Source organism: Massilia sp. TWP1-3-3 (genome assembly GCF_049897805.1).
Lineage (GTDB): Bacteria > Pseudomonadota > Gammaproteobacteria > Burkholderiales > Burkholderiaceae_D > Telluria_A.
The window spans coordinates 1-26,673 of sequence record NZ_JAFCWX010000009.1 but is presented as its reverse complement, the minus strand read 5'-3'; the positions used below and the strand labels follow the sequence as shown (position 1 = coordinate 26,673).

Sequence of the window (26,673 nt, the reverse complement as noted above, 5' to 3'; positions counted from 1 at the left end):
CCATGTCGTTTGCTTCCCTCGGTCTGATCGACCCGCTCATGCGCACGCTCGATGCGCTTGGCTACACGAGCGCCACGCCGGTGCAGGCACAGGCGATCGGCCCGGTCCTGGCCGGGCGCGACGTAATGGCCGCAGCCCAGACCGGGACCGGCAAGACCGCCGGTTTCGCCCTCCCGCTGCTGCAGCGCCTGACCATGGAAGGCGGCCAGGCGGGCAGCAACGCGGTGCGCGTGCTGGTGCTGGTGCCCACGCGCGAATTGGCCGAACAAGTGCACGACAGTTTCAAGGAATATGGCGCCGGCCTGCCGCTGCGCACCCATGTCGCTTACGGCGGCGTGAGCATCAATCCGCAAATGATGAAGCTACGCAAAGGGCTCGACGTACTGGTGGCCACGCCCGGGCGCCTGCTCGACCTGTACCGCCAGAATGCGGTCAAGTTCGACCAGTTGCAAACGCTGGTGCTCGACGAGGCCGACCGCATGCTCGACCTGGGCTTTTCGCGCGAACTGAATGAGATTTTTGCCGCCCTGCCCGCCAAGCGCCAAACCCTGTTGTTTTCGGCGACGTTTTCCGACGAGATCCGCGCGCTGGCAGGCAAGCTCTTGAACAACCCTCTGAGCATTGAAGTTAGCGCGCGCAACAGCACGGTGCAGCGGATTCGGCAGTGGGTGGTGCCGGTCGATAAAAAACGCAAGCCGGAACTGTTCTTGCATTTGTTGCACAAGCTGCGCTGGGGCCAGGTGCTGGTGTTCGTCAAGACGCGCAAGGGTGTCGACCAACTGGTCGACACCTTGGCGGCAAATGGCGTGGCGGCCGACGCGATTCACGGCGACAAGGCGCAGCCGGCGCGCCTGCGGGCGCTGGAGCGTTTCAAGGCGGGCCAGTGCAAGATACTGGTGGCAACCGACGTCGCCGCGCGCGGGCTGGACATCGATGACTTGCCGCAAGTGGTCAATTTCGACTTACCCACCGTGGCCGAAGACTATATCCACCGCACCGGCCGCACCGGCCGCGCGGGCAATGCGGGCCAGGCGGTGTCGCTGGTATGCGCCGATGAGGTGGACTTGCTCGCCGCCATTGAAATGTTCACGCGGCAAACCCTGGAACGCATCGAAGAGCCCGGCTTTTCGCCCGAGCACCGGGTGCCGCTGACCGATACGGCAGGCCAGGTCGTCAAGAAGCCGAAGAAGGCGAAAAAGGCCAAGGTGACGGGCGATGTTTTGCACGTGGATGTCCGCTTTTTAAAAACCCGATAAGCTGCGATGAAGTATGATGACTGAATGAATCAACCGAATCCCCCTGCAGCTGTATTAAATATCAACGTCTTGAAAGCAAGCTGCGCAGGATGCAGCATGCACCAATTATGCCTTCCCATGGGGCTCGACGAGGGCGAACTGAGTCGGCTGGACCAGATCATTGGCAAGCGCAGCCGCATTTTGCGCGACGAGCGCCTGTACCAAATGGATCAGCCTTTTCGCAGTTTGTACGCGATTCGCTTCGGCCATTTCAAGACTTACCAGGTCAATGCGGCCGGAGAACAACAGATTACGGGTTTTCAGATGGCCGGCGAATTGCTGGGAATGGACGCCATCAGCGGCGACCGCCACCATTGCGACGCAGTGGCGCTCGAGGATAGCGAAGTGTGCGAGATTCCGTTCACCCGCCTTGAAGACTTGTTCGGCCAGGTGCCGACGCTGCTGCGTCACTTTCACCGCATCATGAGCCAGGAAATCACGCGTGAACAAAACGTCATGCTATTGCTGGGCAATATGCGCGCCGAGCAGCGTTTTGCGGTGTTTCTGGTCAATTTGTCGTCGCGCTACGCGGCGCGCGGGTATTCGCCGACCAGCTTTCAGCTGCGCATGTCGCGTGAAGATATTGGCAATTATCTGGGCTTGACCATTGAAAGCATCAGTCGATTGCTGTCGCGCTTCAAAAAGCAGGGCTGGTTAAAGGTCGACAAGCGCGAAGTGACGCTGCTCGACCCGGTGATGCTCAAGGCGATGGCCGCCGGTACCGCGCAGTGCAGCCCGATGGCCTGAGTCAGGCTACCCGTAAAAGTCCCCCCACATCGTCGTCGCGCACGCGACGGACCCATGGAACATTGGCTCAGTTGAACCGTTCCATTGCCGCCAATCGTCGCCCCCGCGTTCACGCGCCGGCCGTCGTTGGTCACTTGGGCCCCATGGGACCCGACGACTCAAAACGGCGCCTTTCCATCGTCCGGCACCACGATCAAATACCCCGTCAGCAAGCCGGCCAGCGTGCAAAACGTCCAGAAGAAGAAAAACCCGATGCTGTAGACCGCCATCGGCGCCAGCGACGACAGCGCTTCCGGCTCGACCCACGAGAAGAAAAAGCCTTCAGCGAGCGCCGCGGCCAGGAACGATGGCCACAGCACCGCCATCGCCAGGCGCTTCATGCCCTGCCTCATGGCGCAATGGCCGCATCGGCGTCGATCGTCATCGACTGCTGGGCCGGAAATTGCCATTCGGCGGCCAGGCGCCAGTCGCGCTTGCCCCCTTCCACATTCACCTGCCAGCGTGCCTGCTCCAGTGCCGGCAGCGGCGCCGAAAAACGCCCCTGTGCATCTGGATACACGGCGAGCAAAATGTCTTTTTCAGGCAACGTCGAATGCGCCAGTCCGATCCTGAACGGGGTCGTGACCGGCTGCCCAAAGCTGGTCAATTCGCCCTGCATCGCATGCGCGCCGGCGTTGTAGTGCAGCGCCACCGACAGGCGCTGGGCGCTGGCCACGCGGTCGCGCCGCAAGTCCTGGTTAATCGCCTTGCCCTGCTTGTAATAGTCGTCGACCACCATCGCGTCCTGGCGCGTATAGGCCAGGTAACCGGTGTAGCCGCCGGCCACCAGGACCACGGCCGGCCCGAGCATCAGCAGCCATGGCCAGCGCTGGGCATACCATGGCGGCGCCGTGCGCAGCCTGGGTTGGGAAGCAGTTTGCATGCGGTTCTCCTTCATTATCTCGGTACGATAAATACGGCTTTTTCGGTGACCTTGAGCGAGGGCTGGTCGAGCGCGCTCAATTCGAACATGATCGCATGCGAGCCGCCCGTCAGGGCTGCCCGTTCGGTCTGCACCCGCACCGGCACGGCGCGCGTGCTGGCGCCGTCGAGCAGCACTTCTTCCTGGTCGGCCAGGCGCACCCCGGGCAGGCCGCTGACGACAATGTGGAAGCGATGCGCCGTTTCGCCGGTGTTCATCACCTGCAGGCGGTACACGTTTTCAATCACGCCGTCGCCCACTTCGCGCCCCATCGAGCCGCGGTCGCGGATGACGTCAAGCTTGAGCGGGGTGCGCAGCGCCAGCGCGGTGCCAAAGCCGATGCCGATCAGGGCCAGCAGCGCGCTGTAAATGAGCACGCGTGGGCGCACGATGTGCGCGCCGATCTGGCGCGCCGACCAGCCCTTTTCCATGGCCTGGTCGGTCGAATAGCGAATCAGCCCGCGCGGCAGGTCGATCTTGTCCATCACGCCGTTGCAAGCGTCCACGCAGGCCGCGCAGCCGATGCATTCATACTGCAGGCCATTGCGAATGTCGATTCCGGTCGGGCACACCTGCACGCACAGGGTGCAGTCGATGCAGTCGCCCTTGGTGCGTTCGGCCGTTTGCGCGCCGCGCGGCTCGCCCCGTTCCCGGTCGTAGGTAACGATCAGCGTGTCTTTGTCGAACATGGCGCTCTGGAAGCGCGCATAGGGGCACATGTATTTGCACACCTGCTCGCGCAGCCAGCCCGCGTTGCCGTAGGTGGCGAGCGCGTAAAAGCCGATCCAGAACCATTCCCACGGCCCCAGGCTGAGCGCGCCAATGCCCGCCATCATCGAGCGCATGGGCGCAAAGTAACCGACGAACGAGATCCCGGTCCACAGCGCCACCAGCCACCAGGCGCTGTGTTTGGCGCTCTTGCGCCAGATCTTGTCCAGCGTCCAGGGTTGGCGGTCGAGCCGGATGCGGGCGCTGCGCGCGCCTTCGATCTTGCGCTCGATCCACATGAAAATTTCGGTGTACACCGTTTGCGGACAGGCAAAGCCGCACCACACGCGCCCGGCCACGGCCGTCACCAAAAACAGCAGCCAGGCGCAGATGATCAGCAGCGCAGCGAGGTAAATGAAGTCCTGCGGCCACAGCACCAACCCAAAGATGTAGAACTTGCGCGCGGCCAGGTCGAACAGGACCGCCTGACGATCGTTCCAGGTCAGCCACGGCAGACCGTAGAACACGATCTGCGTGATCCACACGCAGGCCCAGCGCAGGGTCGCATAGCGGCCCTTCGCCTCGCGCGGATAAATCTCCTCGCGCGCCGCGTACATTTTGATCACCTTTGGACTGGACTGCTTCATTTTTTAGCCACTGCCGCGTTGTCACTGGCCGCGTTAGGACTGGCCGCGGTGATGCTGGCAGATTTGGTGCCGGCCGGGTCGTTCGACAGGCTCCACACGTAAGCTGCCAGCACGTGCACCTTGTCGGCGCCCAGGAAGTCCTCGAAGGCCGGCATCTGGTTGTCGCGCCCCTTGCGGATGGTTTCCATGATGGTGTCGGCGCTGCCGCCATACAGCCAGACCTTGTCGGTCAGGTTCGGCGCGCCGATGGCCTGGTTGCCCCCGCCGCTGGCGGTGTGGCAAGCCATGCAGGCACTGAACTTGGACTTGCCGAACACCGCCTTGATCGGATCGTGCGAGGCGCCCGACAAGCTCTTGACGTATTGGACAACGTTGACGATATCGTCATCCGAGCCGACCGCCGCGCCCATTGGCGGCATCACCCCGTGACGCCCCTTCATGATGGTCGTCTTGATGATCTCCGGCGTGCCGCCATGCAGCCAGTCGCTGTCGGTCAGGTTCGGATAACCCTTGTTGCCGCGCGCATCCGAGCCGTGGCACTGGGCGCAGTACGTCATGAACAGGCGCTCGCCGATGGCATGCGCCTTCGGGTCGGCCGCCACCACCTCGATCGGCTGGCCGGAAAAGCGCGCAAACTGCGGACCGTATTCGGCGTCGGCTTTACTGAGTTCTTCAGTGTAGGCGCTGCTCGACTTCCAGCCAAGCTTGCCGGCATAGCTGCCAAGGCCCGGATACAGGAACAGGTAAGCGAGCGCGAAGACGATGGTGATGTAGAACAGCCACATCCACCAGCGCGGCAGCGGCGTGTTCAACTCGGACAGGTCTTCGTCCCACACGTGGCCGGTGGTGCCGTCGCTCGGCGCGTCGGGCGCAACTTTGTGCAGCGACTGCGAGTACAGCAAAATGCCGCAGCCGGCCACGGACAGCAGCGTGATGACGACGATGAACAGGTCCCAGAATACGTGGGTAAAATCAGACATGGCGCTTCTCCTGCACGCCATCATCGAGGGCGTCGTCGGCAAACGGCAGCGCCGCCTGGATCGCAAAGTCGGCATTGCTGCGCAGTGCAAAGGTCCACAGCAAAATGCCGAGGAAGGTCACGAAGCTGATCACGGTCATGATGCTGCTCGCACTATCGAAAATATGTTCCATCTTATTTCCTTGTCTTGATCTGGGTGCCCAGGCCCTGCAGGTACGCAATGAGCGCATCCTGCTCGGTCTTGTCGGCCAGCGTGGCCGGACCCTGGGCAATCTCTTCTTCCGAGTACGGCACGCCAAGGCGCTTCATGGCGCGCATCTTGGGCAGCACGTCTTCAGGCACCAGCTTGTTGGCCGCCAGCCATGGATAGCCCGGCATGTTCGATTCCGGCACCAGCGAGCGCGGGTCGTCCAGGTGGCTGCGGTGCCAGTCGTCGCTGTAACGCCCGCCCACGCGCGCCAGATCCGGCCCGGTGCGCTTGGAGCCCCACTGGAACGGGTGGTCGTAGACGTACTCGCCGGCCACCGAGTAGTGGCCATAACGTTCGGTCTCGGCACGAAACGGCCGGATCATCTGCGAGTGGCAGTTGTAGCAGCCCTCGCGGATGTACACGTCGCGGCCCGTCAGGCGCAGCGCGGAATACGGCTTCAGGCCGGCCACCGGCTCGGTGGTGGACTTCTGGAAGAACAAGGGAACGATCTCCACCAGGCCGCCGACGGAAATGACCAGCAAGATCAGTCCGATCAGCAGCCAGGGGTTCTTTTCGATCCACGCATGGGAAAATTTCATGATGGCTCCTGGTTTAAGCGTGTGAAGGTAAAAGGGACGGGATCTTCGCGTCCGCACCGACGGTGCCGCGCATCGTCTGGAAGGTGTTGTACGCCATGATCAGCATGCCGGTCAGGTACAGAACGCCGCCGGAGACCCGGATCACGTAGTACGGATAGGTCGCTTTCACGCCTTCGACGAAGGTATAGGTCAGCGTGCCGTCCGGGTTCACCGCGCGCCACATCAGGCCCTGCATCACGCCGGCGATCCACATCGAGGCGATGTACAGGACGATGCCGATGGTGGCGACCCAGAAGTGCAGGTCGATCAGCGAGGTGCTGTACATTTCCTTCTTGCCCGACAAGCGCGGGATCAGATAGTAGATCGAACCCATCGTGATGAAGCCCACCCAGCCGAGCGCGCCGCCATGAACGTGGGCGATGCCCCAGTCGGTGTAGTGCGACAGTGCGTTGATGGTCTTGATCGACATCATCGGGCCTTCAAAGGTTGCCATGCCGTAGAACGAGAGCGAAACGATCATGAATTTGAGGATCGGATCGGTGCGCAGCTTGTGCCAGGCGCCCGACAGCGTCATCATCCCGTTGATCATGCCGCCCCACGAAGGCGCCAGCAAGATGAGCGAAAACACCATGCCGATCGACTGGGTCCAGTCGGGCAGCGCGGTGTAATGCAGGTGGTGGGGGCCGGCCCACATGTAGGTAAAGATCAGCGCCCAGAAGTGGACGATCGAGAGGCGATACGAGTACACCGGACGCTCGGCCTGCTTGGGAATGAAGTAGTAGACCATGCCCAGATAGCCGGCGGTCAGGATGAAGCCGACCGCATTGTGGCCGTACCACCACTGGATCATCGCGTCCTGCACGCCGGCGTAGGCCGAGTACGACTTCCAGAACGTGACGGGCATCGAGGCGCCATTGACCACGTGCAGCAGAGCCACGGCGATGATGTAGGCGCCGAAGAACCAGTTGGCCACGTAGATGTGCTTGACCTTGCGCTTGATGAGGGTGCCGAAGAACACCACCGCGTAGGTGACCCAGACCACCGTAATCAAGAGCGCGATCGGCCACTCAAGCTCGGCGTACTCCTTGCCGCGCGTGAAACCCATCGGCAGCGTGATGGTGGCCAGCACCAGCACCGCCTGCCAGCCCCAGAAGGTAAAGGCGGACAGCGCGTCCGAAAACAGGCGCACCTGGCTGGTGCGCTGCACTACATAGTAGGACGTGGCAAACAGGCCGTTGATGCCGAAGGCGAAAATGACCGCGTTCGTATGCAGCGGACGCAAGCGTCCGTAGCTCAGCCATGGGATGTTGAAATTGAGGGCTGGCCAGGCCAGCTGGGCGGCGATGAACACCCCCGCCAGCATGCCGATCACGCCCCAGACGACGGTCGCAATCGTGAACTGCCTGACGACCTTGTTGTTGTAATTTAAAGCTTTGTCCAAAACGCTCTCCTGATAAATACTCCGATGACAGCAGAAGAGTAGTTTTCTGGAGACAATAAATCCTTGATGTGAATCAAAAACGGCCAGATGATCAAAGATCGTCGTCGTGCAGGATGCGCAGGGCCGGACCATCGAGGTCGTCGAACTGGCCGCTGTCGGCCGCGCCGAAAAAAATCCAGACCGCAAAGGCGACAATGATCACGCTCAAGGGGACCAGCAAGTACAAGGCTTCCATGTCAATCCTTCCAGCGCCGCAGGCGCAGCGCGTTGATGACGACCAGGGCCGAACTGGCCGACATGCCCACCGCGCACAGCCACGGGTTGAGCAGGCCGAAGGCCGCCGCCGGAATCGCCAGCGCATTGTACAGCGTGGCCCACAGCAGGTTCTGGCGGATCACGCGCAACGCGCGCGCGGACACCCTGGCCGCGTCATCCAGGCTCCCCAGGCGGTTTGACAGCAGCACGCAGTCGGCGTGCAGCTGCGCCAGCGCGGCCCCGCCGCCCATCGCAACCGAGACATCGGCCGCCGACAGCACGGCGGCGTCGTTGATGCCGTCGCCAACCATGGCCACCACGCTGCCGCGCTCCTGCAAGGCGCGTACGTACGCTAACTTTTGATCCGGCAGCTGGCCCCCGAGCGCGGTGTCGATGCCGAGCTGGCGCGCCACGCTGTCGGCCACGGCCTGCTGGTCGCCGCTCAGGAGAATGACGCGCTGGCCGCGCGCCTGGCATGCGCGCACGACGCCGGCGGCGTCCGCGCGCAGCGCGTCGGCCACGTCAAAGCGCGCCAGCAGCACAGTACCCGCGCCCGCGCCGGTGCCCAAAAACACGCTGCTGGCGTCGCCGGGCCCTGCGAACGCGAGGTCGTCGCCGCCCGCAAATACGGCGCTCCCAAGGCGGTAGGCCACGCCTTCGATCACGCCCGAGACCCCCTGCCCCGGCACATTGAGCAGCGACCCGGCCTGCAGATCGCCCTGCCCGGCGGCGCGGCGCAAGGCCGCGGCCAATGGATGAATGCTGCCAGCTTCCAGCGCCGCGGCCAGTTCCAGGCAGCGCGCCGCGTCGCAGGCGCCAAACACGGCCACACGGCGCAGCACCGGGCGCCCTTCGGTCAGCGTGCCGGTCTTGTCGAAGATGACGTGGGTGGCGCGGTGCAGCGTCTCGAGCACGTGCGCCTTGACGATCAGCACGCCGCGCCCGACCAGCAAGTCGGTGGCCGCGGCCAGCGCGCTTGGCGTGGCCAGCGACAGCGCGCACGGGCACGACACCACCAGCACCGCGATCGCCACTTCCCAGGCGCGCGCCGGCTCGATCACTTGCCAAGCGACGAAGACCACCACGGCCAGCAGCAGCAGCGCGGCCACGAACCAGGCGGCGATGCGGTCGGCCCACAGCGCCAGCTGCGGCTTGCCCGCGCCCGCGCCTTCGACCAGCTGGACCAGGCGCGCCAGGGTGCTGTCGGCCGCCGCGCGCGTGATGCGCACCACGATCGGCTGCGCCGTATTGACGGCGCCGCCGGGCACCTCGGCACCCGCGGCGCGCGGCTGGGCGCGGCTTTCGCCGGTCAGCAGGGCCAGATCCAGTTCGGTGGCGCCGTCGACGATGACGCCGTCGGCCGCCACCGGCTCGCCCGGCGCGACCATGATCAAGTCGCCTTCGCACAGCGCGCTGGCGGCCACCAGCTGGCCCTGGCGCGAGGCCGGCCAGCCGGCCAGGCGCATGGCCGACGCGGGCAAGGCGTGCTGCAGTTGCTCGAGCGCGCGCGAAGCCTTGCGGCGCGCCTGCTGCTCCAGGTAGCGGCTGGCCAGCAGCAGGAAGATGAACATCGTGACCGAATCGAAATAGACCTCGCCCTGCCCGCGCACGGTGGCCACGACGCTGGCGACGGCGGCCGCGCCGATGCCCAGCGCAACCGGCACGTCCATGCCCGGCATGCGTTGGCGCAGGCTGGCCCAGGCGCCGGCAAAAAAGGGCTGGGCCGAATACAGCAGCGCCGGCATGGTCAACACCAGCGAGGCCCAGCGCATCAGCGCGTCCATGCCCGCGTCCATGGTGCCGTCGGCGGCGATATAGGCCGGCAGCGCGTACATCATCACCTGCATCATTGACAGGCCGGCCACGAACAGCTGGCGAAACAGCTTTTTGCGCGCGCGCTCGCGCTGCGCGCCCTGGCGCTGCGCTGCATACGGATAGGCGATGTAGCCGATCGCGCGCAGGGAACTGATGATGTCGCTCGGTTTGCATTGCGCGCCGTCCCAGCGCACGTGCAAGCGCTCGGTGGCCACATTCATGTCGGCGCCAAGCACGCCCGGCACGCGCGCCATGCGCCGCTCGATGAGCCAGATGCAGGCCGCGCAGCGGATGCCCTCGACCGAGAATACGGCGTCGCCGCCCTCGGCCAGACGCGGGTCGGCGTCGTACAGGGCCAGCTGCGGCGGGATCAGGCTGGCGGCGGCGCTGTTGGCGCCAAACTCGCTGCGGGTGCTGTAGTAGTCGGCAAAGCCGGCGTCGACAATTCCCTGCGCGACCGCCGCGCAGCCGGGGCAGCACATCGGCTGCAGTGCGCCGTCGATACGCACCGCCCAGGTGCTGCCGGCGGGCGACGGCAGGCCGCAATGAAAGCACGCCTGCGGCGCCAGCACCGCGTTCATGCGCCCGCCCCGCTCAGGCAAAGGGCGTCCAGCCAGCCGTGCGAGACGCCGCCGGCGGCGCGCAGCATGCCGAGCAGGCCAAAGGCGAGCACCAGCAGCCCGCCCGCAGCCCTGGCATGTTTGTTCTGCAAGGCGCGCTGCAAACGCGCGCCCGCCGCGCCCAGCGCCAGCAGCATGGGCAAGGTGCCCAGGCCAAAGGCGAGCATCACGGCGGCGCCGGCCGGGGCGGAACCGGCCAGCATGGCGGTCAGCAGCACGCTGTAGACCATCCCGCACGGCAGCCAGCCCCACAAGGCGCCCAGCGCCAGCATCTTGAACGGACTATCGATCGGCAGCAGCTTGCCCATCAAGGGGCGCAGCTTGCGCCATAGTCCCTGTCCGAGCTGTTCGAGGCGCGCCAGACCGGCCCAGGCGCCCGTCAGGTACAGGCCGAGCAGCACCAGCATGGCGTTGGCGAACCAATAAGCCAGCGTTTGCCACGCTTCCAGTCCGGCCAGCGTCCGCGCGCCGCCGGCCAGGCCGCCGGCAATCGCCCCGGCCGCCGCATAGCTGGCGATGCGCCCCGTGTTGTAGGCGGCCATGCGCAACGCGCTGTCGGCTGCGCGCGGAGCCGCCTGCGTGACCACGGCCACGGGAAACGCGCTGCGGCCGGCCGGCGCCATCGAAAACGCGCTCACGATCCCGCCGCACATGCCCACGCAATGCAGGCTGCCGGCCAGGCCGACGACAAACACGGGAAACAGGTTCAAGTCCATCTCAGATGGTGCGCGAGTGGCGCGCCGGCGTCGGGCCGGTGCCAGCGCCGCCGGCCGCGCCGGTGGACAAATAGCGGTCGAACACCATGCACACATTGCGAATCAGGATGCGCCCGCGCGCCGTGACGCTGAGCCACTCCGGCTCCAGCGTGACCAGTCCGTCCTCCTCGAGCGCCGCCAGTTGCGTGAGCTCGGCGGCAAAATAATCGGCGAACACGATCGGGTACGCCATCTCGATGGCGGAAATCGACAGCTCGAACTGGCACATCAGCATCTGAATGATAGTGCGCCGCAGCGCGTCGTCCATGTTCAGGCGAATGCCGCGCTCGATCGGCAGTTCGTTGCGGTCGATCAGGTCGTAGTAGGCGTCCAGCGTCTTGACGTTCTGGCTGTAAGTGGCCGCCACGGAACTGATGGCCGACACGCCGCACGAGACCAGATCCATGTCGGCGTAGGTCGAGTAGCCCTGGAAATTGCGGTGCAGCCGCCCCTGCTTCTGGGCGATGGCAAGGTCGTCGTCGGGACGGGCGAAGTGGTCCATGCCGATGTAGGTGTAGCCGGCGGCGCCCAGCGTCGCTATGCACAGGCCCAGCATGGCCAGGCGCGTCTCGGCGCTGGGCAAATCGGCCTCGATGATGCGCCGCTGCGGCTTGAACAGGTGCGGCAGGTGGGCATAATTGTAGACGGCGATGCGGTCGGGCGCCGCCTTGATGACCTTGGCCAGCGTTTGCGCCATCGTCGCCAGGTCCTGTTTCGGCAAGCCGTAGATCAGGTCAATGCTCACCGAGCGAAAGCCGGCGGCGCGGGCGGCGTCGATGATGGCTTGCGTTTCGTGCTCCGGCTGGACGCGGTTGACGGCCACCTGCACCTGTTCGTCGTAATCCTGCACGCCCAGGCTGATGCGATTGAAGCCCTGGCGGCGCAGGCTGTGCACGCGCTCGGCCGACACGGTGCGCGGATCGACTTCAATGGCATATTCGCCCACCTCGTCAGGGGCGAACTGGAAGCAGCGGCGCAGGTGCAGCATCAACTCCTCCATTTGCGCGTCCGACAGGTAGGTCGGCGTGCCGCCGCCAAAGTGCAGCTGCTCGACATGGTTCATGCCGCCGAACAGGCGCCCCTGCATGTCGATTTCGCGTTTCAGGTAGCTGAGGTAGACGGCCGCCTTGTCGCGGTTCTTGGTGACGATCTTGTTGCAGGCGCAGTAATAGCAGACGGTGTCGCAAAAGGGAATGTGCAGGTACAGCGAGAGCGGCTTGTCGCTGCCGCGCGTGCGCAGGCTGGCCACCGCCTGCAGGTAGTCGCGGTAGGTAAAGGCGTCGGTGAAGCGGTCCGCAGTCGGATAGGAGCTATAGCGCGGCCCGGATTTGGCCAGTTTGCGAATGAGGACCGGGTCGAACTCGAGCGGACGCGAGGTAGCTGCGGGTATTAAACTTGCATGCATGGGGTGATGCTCCTGATCTAACATCCAGCGAGTGTATGGATCAGGACCTCAAAAATCCTTGACGTGCATCAAAAACGGCAGGACGCCGGGAGATCGCTGCAGGTAAGCTTCAGGTAAGGGCTGCGTAATGCCTATGTAAGCCCTGCGTAATGCCTATGTAAGCCCTACGTAAGCCCTACGTAAGCCCTATGTAAGCCCTGCGTAAGCCCTGCGTAAGCCCTGCGTATGTCCTAATTAAGCCCAGATTAAACCCTACTCCAGCGGCAGGCGCAAATGCAGCGTGTCGTCCGCCGGGTTTTGCGTGACCATAAAGCCAAGCTTTTTCACCAGCCGGATCACGCGCGTATTTTGCGGCAGCGCCTCGCCCACGATGGCGCGCGTCCCCCTTTGCCGGCAGTAGGCAATCAGCTTTTCCATCAGCATCTGGCCCAGCCCATGCCCCTTCAGGTCCGAGCGCACCGTGACGGCGAATTCTGCCTCGACATTGTCCGGGTCGGCCACCACGCGCGCCACGCCGATGGTTTCGGGCGCGCCGTTGGCACCGGGCCGGGTTGCAATAAAAGCCATTTCGCGGTCGTAATCGATCTGCGTGAAGCGCGCCAGCTGCGAGGGCTGCAGTTCGCGCACGCGCACGAACATCCGGTAGCGCACGTCGTCCGCCTCGAGCGCGTCGAAGAACGCCACGTGCGCCGGACCGTCCTCCGGGCGGATGGGGCGCAGCAGCAGCGCCGTGCCATCCCATTCGATGGTCTCTTCGAGTTCCCGCGGGTAAGGCCGGATCGCCAGGCGGTCCATCGTGCTGGCCGATTTGTCTGCACGCACCACCCGCACGCGCGCGTCGAGCACGATGGCGCCGGCGCTGTCGGCCAGTAGCGGATTGATGTCCAGTTCAACAAGTTCAGGCAGGTCGGCCACCATTTGCGAGACCTGCATCAGCACGTGGATGATAGCGTCCATGTCGGCCGGCGCTCGGTTGCGGTAGCCGGCCAGCAGCTTGGCCACGCGCGTGCGCGAGATCATGTCGCGCGCCAGCACCACGTTTAGCGGCGGCAGCGCCACGGCATGGTCGTCCATCACTTCGACCGCGATGCCGCCCTGCCCGAACAGCAGCACCGGCCCGAATACGGGGTCGAGAGCCACGCCGATGATCAGTTCCTGGGCGTCGGGCCGGCGCGCCATCTGCTGCACCGAAAAACCATCGATGCGCGCGCCAGGCCTGAGCTCGGCCACGCGGCGCAGCATGCTGGTGGCAGCCGCGCGCACCGCCGCCACGCTGTCCAGGTCGAGCGCCACGCCGCCGACATCGGTCTTGTGGCTGATGTCGGGCGAGAGGATCTTGACGGCGACGGGAAAACCGATCTCGCCGGCGGCGGCTACGGCATCGTCCACGCTGCCCGCGGTGCGGGTGGCGACAACGGCAATGCCATAGGCCGACAGCAAAGCTTTCGCTTCCGGTTCGGTGAGCATGTCGCGCCCCGCTTGCAACACGCCCCCCACGATGGCAGCGGCCTTGGCGCGGTCGGCAACGAAGCTGCCGCAGGCGCTGGGAGGCACCTGCATCAGCAAATCCTGATTGCGCCGGAAATTGACGATCTGTAAATACGCATTCACCGCTTCTTCGGGCGTGCCAAAAGTGGGCAGGCCGGCGTCGGCGAAGATCTGGCGCGCTTCGGCCACCGCGTCGCCGCCCAGCCAGCACGACAGGATGTTGCGCGACGCCGCCTTGGCAATCGGCGCGAGCGCGCGCGCAATGTCGGCGCTGGGCACGATGGCGGTGGGCGCGTGGATGAACAGGATGGCGTCGGACTGCGGATCGTCCTGCAAAAGGGCGAGCGTGCGCGCATAGCGTTCGGCCGGCGCGTCGCCGATGATGTCAACCGGGTTGGCGTGCGACCAGGTGGCAGGCAGCACGGCGTCCAGTTTGCGCAAGGTGTCAGCGGACAGCACCGCCATGCTGCCGCCGCCGGCCACCAGCGCATCGGTTGCCATCACGCCCGGGCCGCCGCCGTTGGTCATGATGGTCAGGCGCTCGCCGAACAGGGGCCGCGCATGGGCCAGCGTTTCGACCGCGGCAAACAAGTCTTCGGTGGTGAGCACGCGCAGCATGCCGGCGCGCCGGATGGCGGCGTCGTAGACGTCGTCGGCGCCGGCCAGGGCCCCGGTGTGCGAAGCGGCCGCCTTGGCGCCTTCGGCCATGCGGCCCGCTTTCAAGATCAGCACCGGTTTGCCGCGCGCCGCCGCGCGCGCCGCCGACATGAATTTGCGCGCGTGGCGCAAGTCTTCCATGTACATCAGGATGGCGCTGGTGTGCGGGTCGCTGGCCAGGTAGTCGAGCACGTCGCCAAAATCGACGTCGGCGCCCTCGCCCAGCGAAATGAACTTGGAAAAGCCGATGTGGCGCGAATTGGCCCAGTCCAGCACGCCCGTCACCAGGGCGCCCGACTGCGATACAAAGGCGATTTTTCCCGGCAGCGCATTGGTGTGGGCGAAACTGGCGTTCAGGCCGATGGCCGGCACCAGCATGCCCACGCAGTTCGGCCCCAGGATGCGCAGCACGAACGGGCGCGCCGCGTCGAGCATGGCTTGCCTGAGCGTTGCGCCCTGCTCGTCATGCAACTGCCCCAGCCCGGCCGTGAGCACGACGGCCGCGCGCGTGCCTTTTTCGCCCAGCTGGTGGATCAACGCCGGCACGCTGGCCGGCGGGGTGCAGATGAGGGCCAGATCGGGCGCCTCGGGCAGCGCGGCCACGCTGGCGTAGCATTCCATGCCCGCCAGCGACGCGTGCTTAGGGTTGACCGCGTACACCGGCCCCTTGAACGCACCGGCCAGCACATTGCGCAGCACGGTCGCGCCCACGCTGCCGTGCCGTTCGGAGGCGCCGATGATGGCTACCGAAGCGGGCGCGAACAGGCGCTCCAGGTTTCTTACGCTCATGCGGGTCTCACCCTGTTTGTGTGATTGGTGGTGCAGCGTAGACGGAACAAGGCAATATTCCGTTGATGTGCATCAAATTTGTCCATGGGGCCGCTTGCGCCATCGGGTGGCGGAAGAAACCACGCTGTGCTGGCAGCAGGTTATCACCCCTGTTCCCAGCACGGCGCCTGATGCAGGCTAACGCACGAGTTGGCGTTTGGATGAACCTGCGCATATAGTGCTGGGTTCATGAGGGTTAAAGTTGCACATATGAATAATTCGAAAAAAGTTGCCGGTGTCGCGGGTGCGCTCAGCCTGATCTGGCTGGGCATGACTGCCGCCATTGCCGCCAGCCAGCGCCGGCTGGTGTTCAATCCCACGCTCAAGCGCGAGGTGGACAAGCCGCGCAGCAGCGGCCATCGGACGCGCCCGATTGTTTTGCGCGCCAACGACGGCACCAAGCTGTCCGGCTGGCTGATGACGCCCCAGGTGGTCGGGCCCCATCCGGCCGTGGTCTACTTTGGCGGGCGCTCCGAAGAAGTGTCGTGGGTGGTGCGCGACGCGGCCAGCATGTTCCCTGGCATGGCGGTACTGGCCGTGAATTACCGCGGCTACGGCGCCTCCCAGGGCGACCCGGCCGAGCAGCACATGGTCGAAGACGGGCGCCTGCTGTTCGACTGGCTGGCCGAGCGCCACCACGTGGACGCCGCTCGCGTGGCCGTGGTCGGGCGCAGTCTCGGTTCCGGCGTGGCGGTGCAGGTGGCGCTCGAGCGTCCCGTCCATTCGCTGGTGTTGATCACGCCCTACGATTCGATCCTGGCCATTGCCAAGCGCAAATTCCGCGCGGTGCCGGTCGAATACGTGCTGCGGCACCGGTTCGAGTCGGTCAAGTACGCCCCTTCGCTCACCGCGCCCACCTATGTGCTGCGCGCCGCCAGCGACGACGTGGTGCCCCATTCGCACACCGATCTGCTGGTCGCCCAGCTCGGCCGCCTGCACCTCGACGAAATCGTGCCCGGCTCGGACCACATGACCATTCCCTACCTGGCCGCGACCCAGGAAAAAATCGCCGCCTTCCTGCATTCCCGGTTCAGTCTACCCCTCCCAGCGTCAGCAGCACCAGGCGCCCACGCGCATCCTGATCCAGATTCAGTGTCAGGACAATTCGTCCCAGCCGGTCCTGCACTAGCGACGTGAGCCGTGTACTGCCTTCGAAGCGGGCGCGCTCGTAGCCGGGCAGGCTGGCGCTGACATCGGTCCAGCGCGCGCCGCCGTCGCGCGAGAGCGCCAGAAAAGGCTTGCCGCTGGCCTGGACAAAACCGGTTGCCAGCACGATCCCGGGCCGGTTGCGCAGCGCCAGCAGGCTGAGAATGGTCGGCTGGCCGCTCGCCTCCAGCTGGCCCAGCACGAACTGGAACGAGCGCGCTCCGTCCAGACTGCGCAGCAAGCCGCCCTCGACCCCGGCGAAGACCCGCCCTCCCGCCTCGCCAATGAAGTGCACGCGCCGGTTTTCCAGCGCCGGCAGCGCCATCGGCAGCGGTTCGGTCGACGCCAAATTCACGCCGTCCGGCGCCAGTGCGTAGGCGCGCAGGAAGGCGCCCTCGCCCGGACAGGCGCCGCCGGTGAGCAGCCGGTTGCCGACAATGCGCCAGGCCGAATGCGGGCAGGCGTCGTGGTCCACGCTGCCCAGCAGCGCGCGCCAGTGGCGAGCGTCGTCGGCGCTGGCCAGCAGATTAATTCCGCCCCCGGCATTCGACAGCAATTGCCCGCGATGGGACTGCAGGTCCGTCATCCACAGCCGTTCGCAGTACAGGCCGGTGCACACGCGCAGCGCCTCGTCGCGCGGGGCGAACCATTCCATGGCGTGCTCGAACTGGCACAGCGAATGCTCCTTGGCGCTGCCGGGCGTGCTCTGGAACAGGAAGATTTTGCCGTCCACGCGCGCCAGCGCCGGCGCGCGCAGCGCTTCACCGCCGCGCGCCGGGCCCAGGGCGCATTGCTCCAGGTCGAGCGGCAACCAGGTTGAAAAGCGGTTGACCATGGAACCGGTGCGCAGGACCAGGCTGGGGCCGCCAGTAGTATTGGACAGCGACAGGTAGCCATGGTGGGCGTCGAACACGACGCTGCGCATGCCGCGTTCGGTAGCGAGCAACACGTCGGCATGGGCGGACAGATCCGGTTCCGGGCGCGGGCGCGGCGGCAGGTAAAGCACGCACGCAGTCAGCAGCGAGGTGCACAGTGCGCCGGCGGCAAGGCGCACGCGCCGGCTGACCGGGCAATTCACAAGGCGATCCATGCTGCTCTCCTATTCGTCCGACGGGCCACAAGCGCCCGCCTGGTCGGCGCAGGGCGGCATCCGGAATGGCGCCACGATCTGCGCCTGGGTAAAGACATTGCCGTTCTTGATCACGTATTCGACGTTGGCCGCCGCAGTCAGGTCTTGCAGGGGATTGCCGCGCACAAGCACCAGGTCGGCCAGCTTGCCCGCCTCGACCGAACCCAGGTCTTGCCCGACCCGCGCGTGCCGCGCTGCGTTGATCGTCACCGTCTGCAGCGCCTGGTGGCGCGTCATCGCCATGCCGGCTGCGCGCAAGTTCAGGTGCAGCGAAATGCCCGGCGCGCCGGGCGGCCCGGCGCTGCCGTTGCTGACCAAGGCCCCGGCCGCGATCACCCGGGCCTGCTGCTGGGCGTCGCGCCGGATCGCGGCCATGACGGCGGCGCCCGGCGTGCGCGCAGTGCGCATGGCGGCGGCGAAGTCGGGCGGCGCGAGCAGCATGCGCGGATCGAGCATCAAGGCCGGGTCGTAGGCGAGCAGCGCGCCGGTCGCCGCCAGCGTGTCGGTCAGGCGCAATTCGCCGTTGCCGTACAGGGTGTGCGCATCCTGGTAGCCGATCCCCATCAGCACCGAGCGCGACCAGTCGTAGCCGAGGCGCTGCCCGCCCGGCAACGGCGCGGCGCCGCCGATGCCGGCGATCAGGGCCGGCGCGGCCGCCCCCGCGCCCGACTGCACGCCCAGCGCCAGCGCCCCTTGCGCGATGCGGTTCATCAGCGCCACCGGCGCGCGCGCGTCGGCCGCCATGAAGTCCACGCCCATGCGGCGCGCCTTGGCAATTTCAAGGTCGGCCACCGCGCTCGTGCGCAGGCTGCGCGCGTGGAGCTCGAGCACGCGGTTGCCGCCCAAGAGCGCAGTCGCGGCGAACAGGCGCGGGCCGACCATGTCGCCCGCCTCGAGCGCCTCGCGCAGTTCCACGCCCTGGTGCAGCGGGCCGCCGGACGACAGCGCCGACGTGACGCCGTAGGCGAGCATGGCGGCGGCGGCCGGGCCAAAGCGGTCGGCCGGCAGCACGCTGCTGTCCCACAGGCCCGGCAGCACGGTGAGCTGCGAGGCGTCGATGAAACGCGCCGCCGCCGTCTCGGCCCCGTCTTGGTGCGCGCGCACCCACACGATGCGGTTGCCCGTGACCAGAATGTCGACGTCGCGCCGCAGCACCGGCGAGACGCCATCCCACAGCGCGCCGGCGCGAATGAGCAAGGTGCCCGTTGGCGCGGCCTGGGTCCACGCCAGGTTAACGTGCACCTGGTGCACCTGGCGCGCCTGGCGCGCCGGCCCGCCGGCGGCGGCAATCAGCTTGAGCTGGTCGGCGGCCTTGTACAAGATGGTGGCGCCGTTGCCGGAAAACGATGGCAGGTCGGCAGCTTCCGTGGTGAGCTGGCGCGGCGCGCCGGCCGGCGAAGCGTCGGCGTTGAGCGGCATCACGTACAGCACCGAGTCCATAATAAAGGCGACCTGGCGGCCATCAGGGGCGAGCACGGCGGCGCCCTCGTCGCGCTCGGACACCTGGCGCGGGGCCGGACCGACGGCGTAAAAACGCTGCTCGCCGGTGACAATGTCGCTCACGCGCAGCTTGTTGTAGCCTTCGCGAAAGCGGTTGTTGACGCGCTCGTTGGCAACCACCATCACGTGCCGTTCGTCCGCGCTCCAGGACGGCGCACTCACTTCGCTGCCCGCGCCCGCGGCGATCTGCACCGAGCTCGCCCCGGCCAGGTCCCACAGCGCTAGCTGCCCGGCCTCGCCCGTGTAGGCGATGTAGCGGCCCGAGGGCGACATTTTGGGGTGTCCCATCGATTGGCCAGGCACTGCGGCCAGGCGCGTGCGCGCGCGCGTCACCAGGTCGATCCGGTCGATGGCAAAGCGCCCGCCATTGGCCCGTTCCGAGGCAAAATACACGGCGCCGCCGTCGCTCGTCCACTGCACGCCGGCGTCGCGGTCAAGGTCGTGCGTGAGCCGCTGCGGCGTTTGGCCGAGCGCCATCACCCACACGTCGTTGAGGGCGACAAAGGCGATGCGGGTGCCGTCCGGCGAAAGCGTCGGCGCGCTGATGCCCAGCACCGGGCGCGCCGAGCGGTTGCCAAAACCGCGTTCGCGCGCGCGCGCCGGACCTGGCCGGCGCACCAGCATGGTGGCCTCGAAACCCAGGTCGACCGGGTCGCTGGCGTCACCCCGGCGCAGGCGGATCTTGCCGTCAGCGGTGTACAAGAAGCGCCCGTCGGGCAAAAAGCGCACCGGGAACGGGAACATGTCTTCGTTGACGGTCACTTCGCGGTTGCCAAGCGTGAGCTGGCCGGCCAAATTCTGGTAGGCCAGCGTTTTGCTGTTCGGGGTCCAGGCCGGGGCCGAACCGGGCGCCACCGCCACCGGCGCGGCGCCCGGGGTCAACGCTTGCGTGTAAATACGCGCGCTGTCGGTCCACGCCAGGCGCTTGCCGTCGGGCGACACGGCCGGCTGGCTTTCGGCGCCCTTGCCCTCGGTAAGCTGCACCAGCGCCATGCCATCGAGCGTCAGGCGCCAGATCTTGTATTGCTGGTCATTGCCGCGGTCCGACGCGAACACCAGGGCGCTGCCGTCGGGCAACCAGGCCGGTTCGCGGTCGTCCCACGGTCCGCTGGTCAGTTCGCTCGCCGAGCGCCCGTCCGGGGTAATCGTCCACAGGTGATAGTTGCCGTCGGCCGCGTAGTTCTGGAAGGCGATGGTCTTGCCGTCGGGCGACCAGACCGGCCAGGTCGGCTCCAGCTCCCAGCCAGTGATACGCTGCGCATTGCCGCCGGCGATAGGCATCACCCACAGCGCCCCTTGCATGCTGAACACCACCTGCTTGCCGTCGGGCGAAGGCGAGGCGGCCATATTGGTGCCTTCGCGCAGTTCGATCGCCAGGTCGCGCGTGGGGCCGCTTAGCCGGTTCAATTGTTCCACGTGCGGCAGCGGCGCCTCGGCTGTGCGCTGGCAGGCACACAGCAAGGTGGCGCAGGCAGCGAGCACACAGCGGATGGCAAACGTTTTCATGGGGCACTCCCGGCGAGAACCGCCGCGACAATAGCGGCTGCGATTCCTACCTTAGTCCCACTGCCGGGCTCGCTTTTTGACGCGTGACAGGCCGCCCGCCATCGGCAAATCCAGCAGGAAACGCCGGTGCGGCGCGTCAGCCGGTGCCCGAGCGCAGCGAGTGTCCTGAGTTGGAAGTTCGTTGTTTATAAATGTTCCGAAATCGCCATGAGGCAAGGAACAAAAGCGGAGCAAGGCCGGGGCCTTGCGAGCATTTTTGACGCAGCATCGTGGGGATTGTCGGAATATTTATACAACGAACTTCCAACTCAGGACACTAGCGGCGTTGGCTGGCCGCGATAAAGCCCGTGACCGCGTCGGAGGCGACCAGCGCCAGCAAGGCCGCGACGTCGACCGGCTTGACGAAATAATGGCCGAAGCCGGCGCCGATGGCCCGTTCGCGGTCGGCCGTGCGGCCAAAGCCCGAAATGGCGATCGCGAACGGAATCGGCATGCCCAGCGAACGGCGCAGCTGGCCGATCAGTTCGAGCCCGTCCATGCCGGGCAGGCCGATGTCGCACACCAGCACATCAAAGCTTTGCGCCCGCGCCAGCCCCAGCCCGGCAATGCCGTCGAACGCGACGGTGACGTGGTGGCCTTCGGCGGCCAGCAGCATGCGCAGCGTGTCGCTGGCGTCGCGGTTGTCTTCAATGAGCAAGATGCGGCGCGCCTTGGCCCCGCTTGCCGCCAGCGGGCGGCACAGCGGCAACGTGGCCGGGACGGCCGGGACGGCGGAAGAGACGCCACCGTCGCCGCGCTGCAGGCGGGCGGTGTCGAGCAGCTCGTCGAGTACGCCGGACAGGTGCGCGGCCTGGCGCGCGATGATCGCTTGCAGCTTGAGCAGTTCGGGCGTGGCGCCCGGCAGTTTGGCCAGCATGCTGCTGGCCATGATGATGGGCGCGAGCGGATTGCGCAACTCGTGCGTCAGTAGCGACAGGAAAGCATCCTGTTGCGGGGCGGCGCCTGGCGAACCGGCCTGCAGCAGCGCCAGTTGTTGCTCGAGCCCGGCGATTTTCGCCCGCAGTGCGGCGCACTCGTCTGTGCTCATGTAATTTCCATTAATAAATAATCAACCACTAATTGTCTTTCAGTATGACTCTTATTCAGCATTGTCGTACGTTTTTATTGCTCACGTGCCATATGCACGGGAATAGCGTATGCTGCGGCAACACCTCATCGTTTCCCGATCCCCTCCCGCTGCTTAGCAGGTCGATGCCCGCGTCGCCCTCCCCGCTTGTCCCAGAAAGAATTACCGTGCGTCTATCCATATTTATCCGTGAACACATGGAACTCATTTTGCAGGAGTGGGAAAACTTCGCCCTCACGCTCAATCCCATGCGCGCGTCGAGCAAGCTGCAGTTGCGCGACCATGCCCAGCAAATGCTGCTGGTCATTTGCACCGACCTCGACACCTACCAGGGCGAACGCGACAGCATCGACAAGTCGCAGGGCAAAGCGCCCGCCGTGAGCGAAGATACGGCTGCGGAAATTCACGCTTCGGAACGCATGAATTCCGGTTTTGCGATCGAAGAGCTGGTGGCCGAATACCGCGCCGTGCGCGCCAGCGTGTTGCGCTTGTGGCAACATAGGAGCGCTGCCGCCGACGACCATGAAGTCGAGGACATGCTGCGCTTTAACGAAGCGATCGACCAGTCGCTCACCGAATCGGTGGGCCGTTACTCGCGCATGCTGCGCGAATCGCAAAGCGTGTTCCTGGCCATCCTCGGCCACGACGTGCGCAATCCTCTGGGGGCGATCAGCATGGGTGCGCAAATCCTGCTGCAGGACGAAGCGCTGACCGAGCGTCAGCAGATCGTTGCCAAGAGCATTTTCGCCAGCACCAACCGGGTCAACGAACTGGTGGGCGACCTGCTCGATTTTTCCACCAGCCACCTGGGCGACGGCATTCCGATCAAGCCGGCGCCATATGCGCTGGGCGAGCAATGCATGCTGGTGGTCGATGAAATGCGCGCCTTTCATCCCGAGCGCCGCATCGACCTGGTGCAGGACGGCGACCTGGACGTGGTGTGGGACCGCTCGCGCATCAACCAGGCGCTGTCGAACTTGCTGGGCAACGCCGTCGAGCATGGCGCCGACGGCGAGCCGGTGTCGGTCAGCGTGCATGGCGGCGCGCAGATCGTCATTTCGGTGCGCAACATGGGCCCGGTGATGGATGTGGCCAGCATGCGCACCGTGTTCGAGCCGGCCCAGCGCTTTGCGATGCGCCCGATCAGCGAGCGCAACCATGCCGGCAACGACAACCTCGGCCTCGGCCTGTACATCACGCGCGAAATCGTGGCCGCCCATGGCGGTCGCATCAGCCTAGGCTCGAGCCTGCTGGCCGGCACCTGCTTCACGCTGACACTGCCGCGCATGCCGCCCAATCATTTCTTGCAAGAAAAAGACAGTCAAGCCATCCCTGCGATCACCTCCCCTTGAGGTAAATCAAAGAAGCAGTCGAATCTCGCCGCCTGCCTGTGCTTTCCAATAACTTCCTATGTGCTGGACCGGACTTATTTCCCATCGGTTAACCACACAAGAGGCTATTGACGCGCATGAAAACATCACTTCTGGCAGTCAGCTTGGCGAGCGCGTTTGCGCTCAGCGCCCAGGCCCAGTCCAACGTCACCCTCTATGGCGCCGTGGACGCCGGCCTGATCAAGCGGACCGGCAGCAGCACCGCCGTCGGCAAGCGCGACGCCAATACGCTCGGTTTTCGCGGCGTGGAGGAACTCGGCGGGGGCTTGAAAGCGCTGGTCCACCTGGAAATTCGCTACGAGCCGGACACCGGCACGCTGGAAAGCGGCGTGCGCCCCCTGTTCCAGGGCCAGAGCCGGGTCGGCCTGCAGGGCGGCTTCGGCACGCTGCGCATCGGGCGCGGCACCACCTCGTACATGGAGTCGGTGATTGCCTTCGAGCCCTTCCACGGCACGCCGTCGCCGGCCGGCTTTTACACCGACGTGGCCGTGGCGGGCTACACCGTGCAGCCGCTGGACGCCGCCGGCAACTCCTTCAATCGCATCGCGAACGCGGCCTGGTACAACACGCCCGAATTCGGCGGCTTCCAGTTCAACGCCACGGTGGGCGCCAAAGAAGCGAACGGCGGCGCCCAGATCATCGGGCGCGGCACGGCCTTGCTGCCCCAATACGGCGCCAACAGTTCGGCCTCGGCCAATCCGTTCTCGATCTCGGCCACCTACAAGAGCGGCAACATGGGCGCCATGCTGGGGGTGGAACGCAACGCCATCGAGTCCGAACTGTGGTCGGCCGCCGCCTCGGTCAAGCCGTTCGCCGCACTCAAGCTGATGGCCATCTACAGCCACCAGGACCGCGGCCACACCATCGCAGCCAATGAAATGACCAAGGCCTGGGTGGTGGGCGCCAATTACACCATCGTCAACGGCACGTTGTTGATCGGCTACGGGCGCAAGGAGCCGGAGGGCGTCTCGGCCACCCGGCAATTGTCGATCGGCTACGAGTATCCGCTATCCAAGCGCACTTACCTGTACGCCGATGCGTCGCGCAAGGAAAATACCACCAACGTCCATCATCTGGACCTGGGGCTGCGCGCCGCGTTCTGAGGGGCGTGACGCGGCGCAGGAAAAAAGCTCACTGCCGTGAGCTTTTTTTTCGCCGGCAAGTTTTGCCAATACGCAAAGTGTCCGCATGGCTACGAAGTGACGATCTTGATTATCGTCAATTGAACGCGAACTTCACGAATGGCACAAAGGTCGTTGCCAGGAAATCATTGACCATCAATCCACAGAAACGTTTTTTTTGGGATGGAGTTGATGATGATTACCACTAGCCAAGACCTGGCCGAGCGCCCTGCCGACAGTGCCGTTCCCGCCGCCGTTCCCACCGCTGCATTGTTGACCGGCGCCCTGCTATCCGCTTGCGGCGGCGGCGGCGGCGGCGCCGCCGCGCCGGGGGCCGCAACGCCGCCCCCGGCGCGCGAGAGCGTCACCCCGGAGCGCGCCGCACGCTTCCTGGCACAAGCATCGATGGGCGCCACGCGCGAGCAGATCGCCATGGTGCAGTCGCTCGGCTACGCCGGCTGGCTGGACGAGCAGTTCGCGCTGCCGGCCAGCCGGTCGCGCTGGGACTGGTTGGTTGGCGCTGGCTTCAGCGCGCCCGGCAATCTGGCCCCGGATGCAAGCGCCGATGCCTGTCAGTGGCGCAAGCTGCTAGGCTCGCACGACACCTTGCGCCAGCGCGTGACGCTTGCCTTGTCAGAGATCGTGGTCGCCGGGCTTTCAGGTTTTGCCGGCGATGAATGGTATGCATTTGCCGGCGCGGCATTCATGGACTTGTTGGAAGCGAATGCCTTTGGAAATTACCGCGCGCTACTGCAACAAGTTTCGCTGAGCGCACCCATGGGCGAGTACCTAACCTATATTAACAATGTCAAGTCAAACCCCGCCACCGGCACTATCCCTGATGAAAACTATGCGCGCGAGCTCTTGCAGCTGTATACCATCGGCGTGGTCCAGTTAAACCTCGACGGCACGCTGAAACTGAGTGCCGGGGCGGCGCGCGAAACCTACACCCAGGACGACATCATGGGCCTGGCGCGCGTCTTTACGGGATGGGATTATGACTGGTCCGCTGGTGATGTGACGACCCCGCTCTTCAAGCGCATGCCCTTGATCCAGAACGGGGCGTTGCACGAAAGCGGCAGCAAGACCTTCCTGGGCACTACCATTGCAGTGGGCACCGATGGCGCCAGCAGTCTGTCCCAGGCACTCGACGCCATCTTCGCCCATCCCAACGTTGCGCCTTTCATCAGTGGCCAGTTGATCCAGCGTCTGGTCACCAGCAACCCCAGCGCAGCTTACGTTGCGCGCGTGGCGACGGTGTTCAACAACGACGGAAGCCGCACCAAAGGCAACTTAAAAGCAGTGATCCGCGCCATCCTGCTCGACGACGAGGCGCGCAACAGCGCTTACCAGAGTGCACCCGGTTTCGGCAAACTGCGCGAACCCATCTTGCGCCTGGCAGCGTGGGCGCGCGCCTTCAAGGTCACCTCGCCCGGCGACACCTGGGGTATTGGTAATACTTCCGATCCGGCCACGCGGCTGGGGCAAAGCCCGCTGCGCGCGCCGTCGGTCTTTAATTTCTTCCGCCCAGATTACGTGCCGCCCAACACGGCCATCGCACGCGCAGGACTGGTGGCGCCGGAGTTCCAGATCACCAACGAGTCGACCGTGGTCGGCTATGTCAACTTCATGCAAAACGTCATCGGTAGCGGCATTGGCGACCTGGTGCCTGACTACAGCACCCTGTTGCCACTGGCCGAGACGGCGCGGGCCCTGGTCGATGAAGTCAACCTGGTACTTGCCGCCGGCCAGCTTTCCGCGACCACAGTGGCGCTCGTCGTCAGTTGCCTTGACGGCATGCCGGCGGGTGACGACGCGGCGCGCCTGAACCGGGTGCGTGCCGCCCTGGTCATGGTGATGGCGGCCCCCGAATTCATCGTACAAAAATAGGAGCGGACAATGGACACCGAGAATGGCGCGAGCGCCTCACGGCGCACTTTTTTAAAACGCGCGGCGAGCATGTCGCTCGTTGGCGTGGCGGCGCCCTGGGCGCTCAACCTGGCCGCCATGGCCGAAGCAAGCGCTGCCAGCGCGACAGATTACAAGGCGCTGGTGTGCGTGTTCCTGTACGGCGGCAACGATTACGCCAACACCGTCGTTCCCTACGACATTTCCAGCCATGCTCTGTACCAGCAGGCGCGGCCAACTTTCGCGTATAGCCGCGACAGTCTGGCCGCGACTGCACTGTCGAGCGCGGTCAGCCCGACAGACTCGGCCGGCTTTGCGCACCAGTACGCGCTCGCGCCCCAATCCACCCAAGTTAGCAGTTGGCGTGCATTTCAGTAAATTATTATCAATTTTTTCACAATAACACTTGACATCACCTTAAAATCGCGGCGTCCAGCATGGATTTTTACTATCCCT

At 65.4% G+C, this 26,673-nt stretch carries 22 protein-coding genes; 7 read left to right on the top strand and 15 right to left on the bottom strand.

Features of this window, described 5'->3' with window-relative positions; all coding sequences use genetic code 11:
* The first annotated feature begins 2 nt into the window (after nt 1-2).
* Together ACP7D4_RS10805 and fnr are read left to right on the top strand one after the other, a co-directional pair.
* The gene (locus tag ACP7D4_RS10805; protein WP_426209045.1) at nt 3-1,256 is read left to right on the top strand and encodes a DEAD/DEAH box helicase; all 1,254 of its coding nucleotides are present in this window, start codon (nt 3-5) and stop codon (nt 1,254-1,256) included.
* Between the two features lie 24 nt (nt 1,257-1,280).
* The gene (gene fnr, locus ACP7D4_RS10800; RefSeq protein WP_426105740.1) at nt 1,281-2,042 is read left to right on the top strand and encodes a fumarate/nitrate reduction transcriptional regulator Fnr; all 762 of its coding nucleotides are present in this window, start codon (nt 1,281-1,283) and stop codon (nt 2,040-2,042) included.
* 158 nt (nt 2,043-2,200) lie between these two features.
* Here fnr and ACP7D4_RS10795 read toward each other — a convergent pair whose 3' ends face one another.
* The 12 genes from ACP7D4_RS10795 to ACP7D4_RS10740 form a co-directional block, all read right to left on the bottom strand.
* Nucleotides 2,201-2,422 (bottom strand): hypothetical protein, encoded by a 222-nt coding sequence (locus ACP7D4_RS10795; RefSeq protein WP_426105739.1) that lies wholly within the window; start codon nt 2,420-2,422, stop codon nt 2,201-2,203.
* A gap of 8 nt (nt 2,423-2,430) precedes the next feature.
* Nucleotides 2,431-2,964 carry a FixH family protein gene (locus tag ACP7D4_RS10790; protein WP_426209043.1) on the bottom strand — a complete coding sequence of 178 codons (534 nt, stop codon included), beginning with the start codon at nt 2,962-2,964 and terminating at the stop codon, nt 2,431-2,433.
* A 14-nt stretch (nt 2,965-2,978) separates the two neighbouring features.
* Nucleotides 2,979-4,358 carry a cytochrome c oxidase accessory protein CcoG gene (gene ccoG / locus ACP7D4_RS10785; protein ID WP_426209041.1) on the bottom strand — a complete coding sequence of 460 codons (1,380 nt, stop codon included), beginning with the start codon at nt 4,356-4,358 and terminating at the stop codon, nt 2,979-2,981.
* Nucleotides 4,355-5,338: a cytochrome-c oxidase, cbb3-type subunit III gene (gene ccoP, locus ACP7D4_RS10780; protein ID WP_426209039.1), complete on the bottom strand. Its 984-nt coding sequence runs from the start codon at nt 5,336-5,338 to the stop codon at nt 4,355-4,357. The genes ccoG and ccoP overlap by 4 nt, the downstream gene beginning before the upstream one ends.
* Nucleotides 5,331-5,510 carry a cbb3-type cytochrome oxidase subunit 3 gene (locus tag ACP7D4_RS10775; protein WP_426105734.1) on the bottom strand — a complete coding sequence of 60 codons (180 nt, stop codon included), beginning with the start codon at nt 5,508-5,510 and terminating at the stop codon, nt 5,331-5,333. The genes ccoP and ACP7D4_RS10775 overlap by 8 nt, the downstream gene beginning before the upstream one ends.
* Nucleotide 5,511: 1 nt before the next feature.
* On the bottom strand, nt 5,512-6,126 hold the full coding sequence (ccoO, locus tag ACP7D4_RS10770) for a cytochrome-c oxidase, cbb3-type subunit II (protein WP_426105732.1): 615 nt from the start codon (nt 6,124-6,126) through the stop codon (nt 5,512-5,514).
* Between the two features lie 13 nt (nt 6,127-6,139).
* On the bottom strand, nt 6,140-7,567 hold the full coding sequence (gene ccoN, locus ACP7D4_RS10765; RefSeq protein WP_426105730.1) for a cytochrome-c oxidase, cbb3-type subunit I: 1,428 nt from the start codon (nt 7,565-7,567) through the stop codon (nt 6,140-6,142).
* Between the two features lie 91 nt (nt 7,568-7,658).
* Nucleotides 7,659-7,802: a cbb3-type cytochrome oxidase assembly protein CcoS gene (gene ccoS / locus ACP7D4_RS10760; RefSeq protein WP_426105729.1), complete on the bottom strand. Its 144-nt coding sequence runs from the start codon at nt 7,800-7,802 to the stop codon at nt 7,659-7,661.
* 1 nt (nt 7,803) lies between these two features.
* Entirely contained in the window at nt 7,804-10,218 is a 2,415-nt protein-coding gene (locus ACP7D4_RS10755; protein ID WP_426105727.1) for a heavy metal translocating P-type ATPase, read from the bottom strand.
* Nucleotides 10,215-10,973 carry a sulfite exporter TauE/SafE family protein gene (locus tag ACP7D4_RS10750; protein ID WP_426105725.1) on the bottom strand — a complete coding sequence of 253 codons (759 nt, stop codon included), beginning with the start codon at nt 10,971-10,973 and terminating at the stop codon, nt 10,215-10,217. The genes ACP7D4_RS10755 and ACP7D4_RS10750 overlap by 4 nt, the downstream gene beginning before the upstream one ends.
* A 1-nt stretch (nt 10,974) precedes the next feature.
* Entirely contained in the window at nt 10,975-12,417 is a 1,443-nt protein-coding gene (gene hemN, locus ACP7D4_RS10745; protein ID WP_426209037.1) for an oxygen-independent coproporphyrinogen III oxidase, read from the bottom strand.
* A gap of 252 nt (nt 12,418-12,669) precedes the next feature.
* Complete coding sequence (locus ACP7D4_RS10740) at nt 12,670-15,351, bottom strand: GNAT family N-acetyltransferase (RefSeq protein ID WP_426209035.1); 2,682 nt, start codon at nt 15,349-15,351, stop codon at nt 12,670-12,672.
* A gap of 249 nt (nt 15,352-15,600) precedes the next feature.
* On the opposite strand from ACP7D4_RS10740, the gene ACP7D4_RS10735 reads away from it, so the two are divergent.
* Nucleotides 15,601-16,527, top strand: a complete 927-nt coding sequence (locus tag ACP7D4_RS10735; RefSeq protein ID WP_426105721.1) for an alpha/beta hydrolase — start codon at nt 15,601-15,603, stop codon at nt 16,525-16,527.
* On the opposite strand, the gene ACP7D4_RS10730 is transcribed toward ACP7D4_RS10735, so the two are convergent.
* From ACP7D4_RS10730 to ACP7D4_RS10720, 3 genes are all read right to left on the bottom strand, one after another.
* Nucleotides 16,421-17,626: a hypothetical protein gene (locus ACP7D4_RS10730; RefSeq protein WP_426105719.1), complete on the bottom strand. Its 1,206-nt coding sequence runs from the start codon at nt 17,624-17,626 to the stop codon at nt 16,421-16,423. The genes ACP7D4_RS10735 and ACP7D4_RS10730 overlap by 107 nt on opposite strands.
* A 9-nt stretch (nt 17,627-17,635) precedes the next feature.
* Nucleotides 17,636-20,671: an amidohydrolase family protein gene (locus tag ACP7D4_RS10725; protein WP_426209033.1), complete on the bottom strand. Its 3,036-nt coding sequence runs from the start codon at nt 20,669-20,671 to the stop codon at nt 17,636-17,638.
* 316 nt (nt 20,672-20,987) lie between these two features.
* A complete protein-coding gene (locus ACP7D4_RS10720) occupies nt 20,988-21,758 on the bottom strand; it encodes a response regulator (protein ID WP_426209031.1) in 771 nt (256 codons plus the stop codon).
* Nucleotides 21,759-21,994: 236 nt separating this feature from the next.
* Between ACP7D4_RS10720 and ACP7D4_RS10715 the strand changes: the two genes are divergently transcribed.
* The 4 genes from ACP7D4_RS10715 to ACP7D4_RS10700 all read left to right on the top strand — a co-directional run bounded on the left by ACP7D4_RS10715 (nt 21,995) and on the right by ACP7D4_RS10700 (nt 26,595).
* Nucleotides 21,995-23,149, top strand: coding sequence for a sensor histidine kinase (locus ACP7D4_RS10715; protein WP_426105715.1), 1,155 nt, complete (start codon nt 21,995-21,997; stop codon nt 23,147-23,149).
* Between the two features lie 116 nt (nt 23,150-23,265).
* Nucleotides 23,266-24,291: a porin gene (locus ACP7D4_RS10710; RefSeq protein ID WP_426105714.1), complete on the top strand. Its 1,026-nt coding sequence runs from the start codon at nt 23,266-23,268 to the stop codon at nt 24,289-24,291.
* Between the two features lie 213 nt (nt 24,292-24,504).
* Nucleotides 24,505-26,199: a DUF1800 domain-containing protein gene (locus tag ACP7D4_RS10705; RefSeq protein WP_426209029.1), complete on the top strand. Its 1,695-nt coding sequence runs from the start codon at nt 24,505-24,507 to the stop codon at nt 26,197-26,199.
* A 9-nt stretch (nt 26,200-26,208) separates the two neighbouring features.
* Nucleotides 26,209-26,595, top strand: a complete 387-nt coding sequence (locus ACP7D4_RS10700) for a hypothetical protein (protein ID WP_426209027.1) — start codon at nt 26,209-26,211, stop codon at nt 26,593-26,595.
* Nucleotides 26,596-26,673 lie beyond the last annotated feature (78 nt).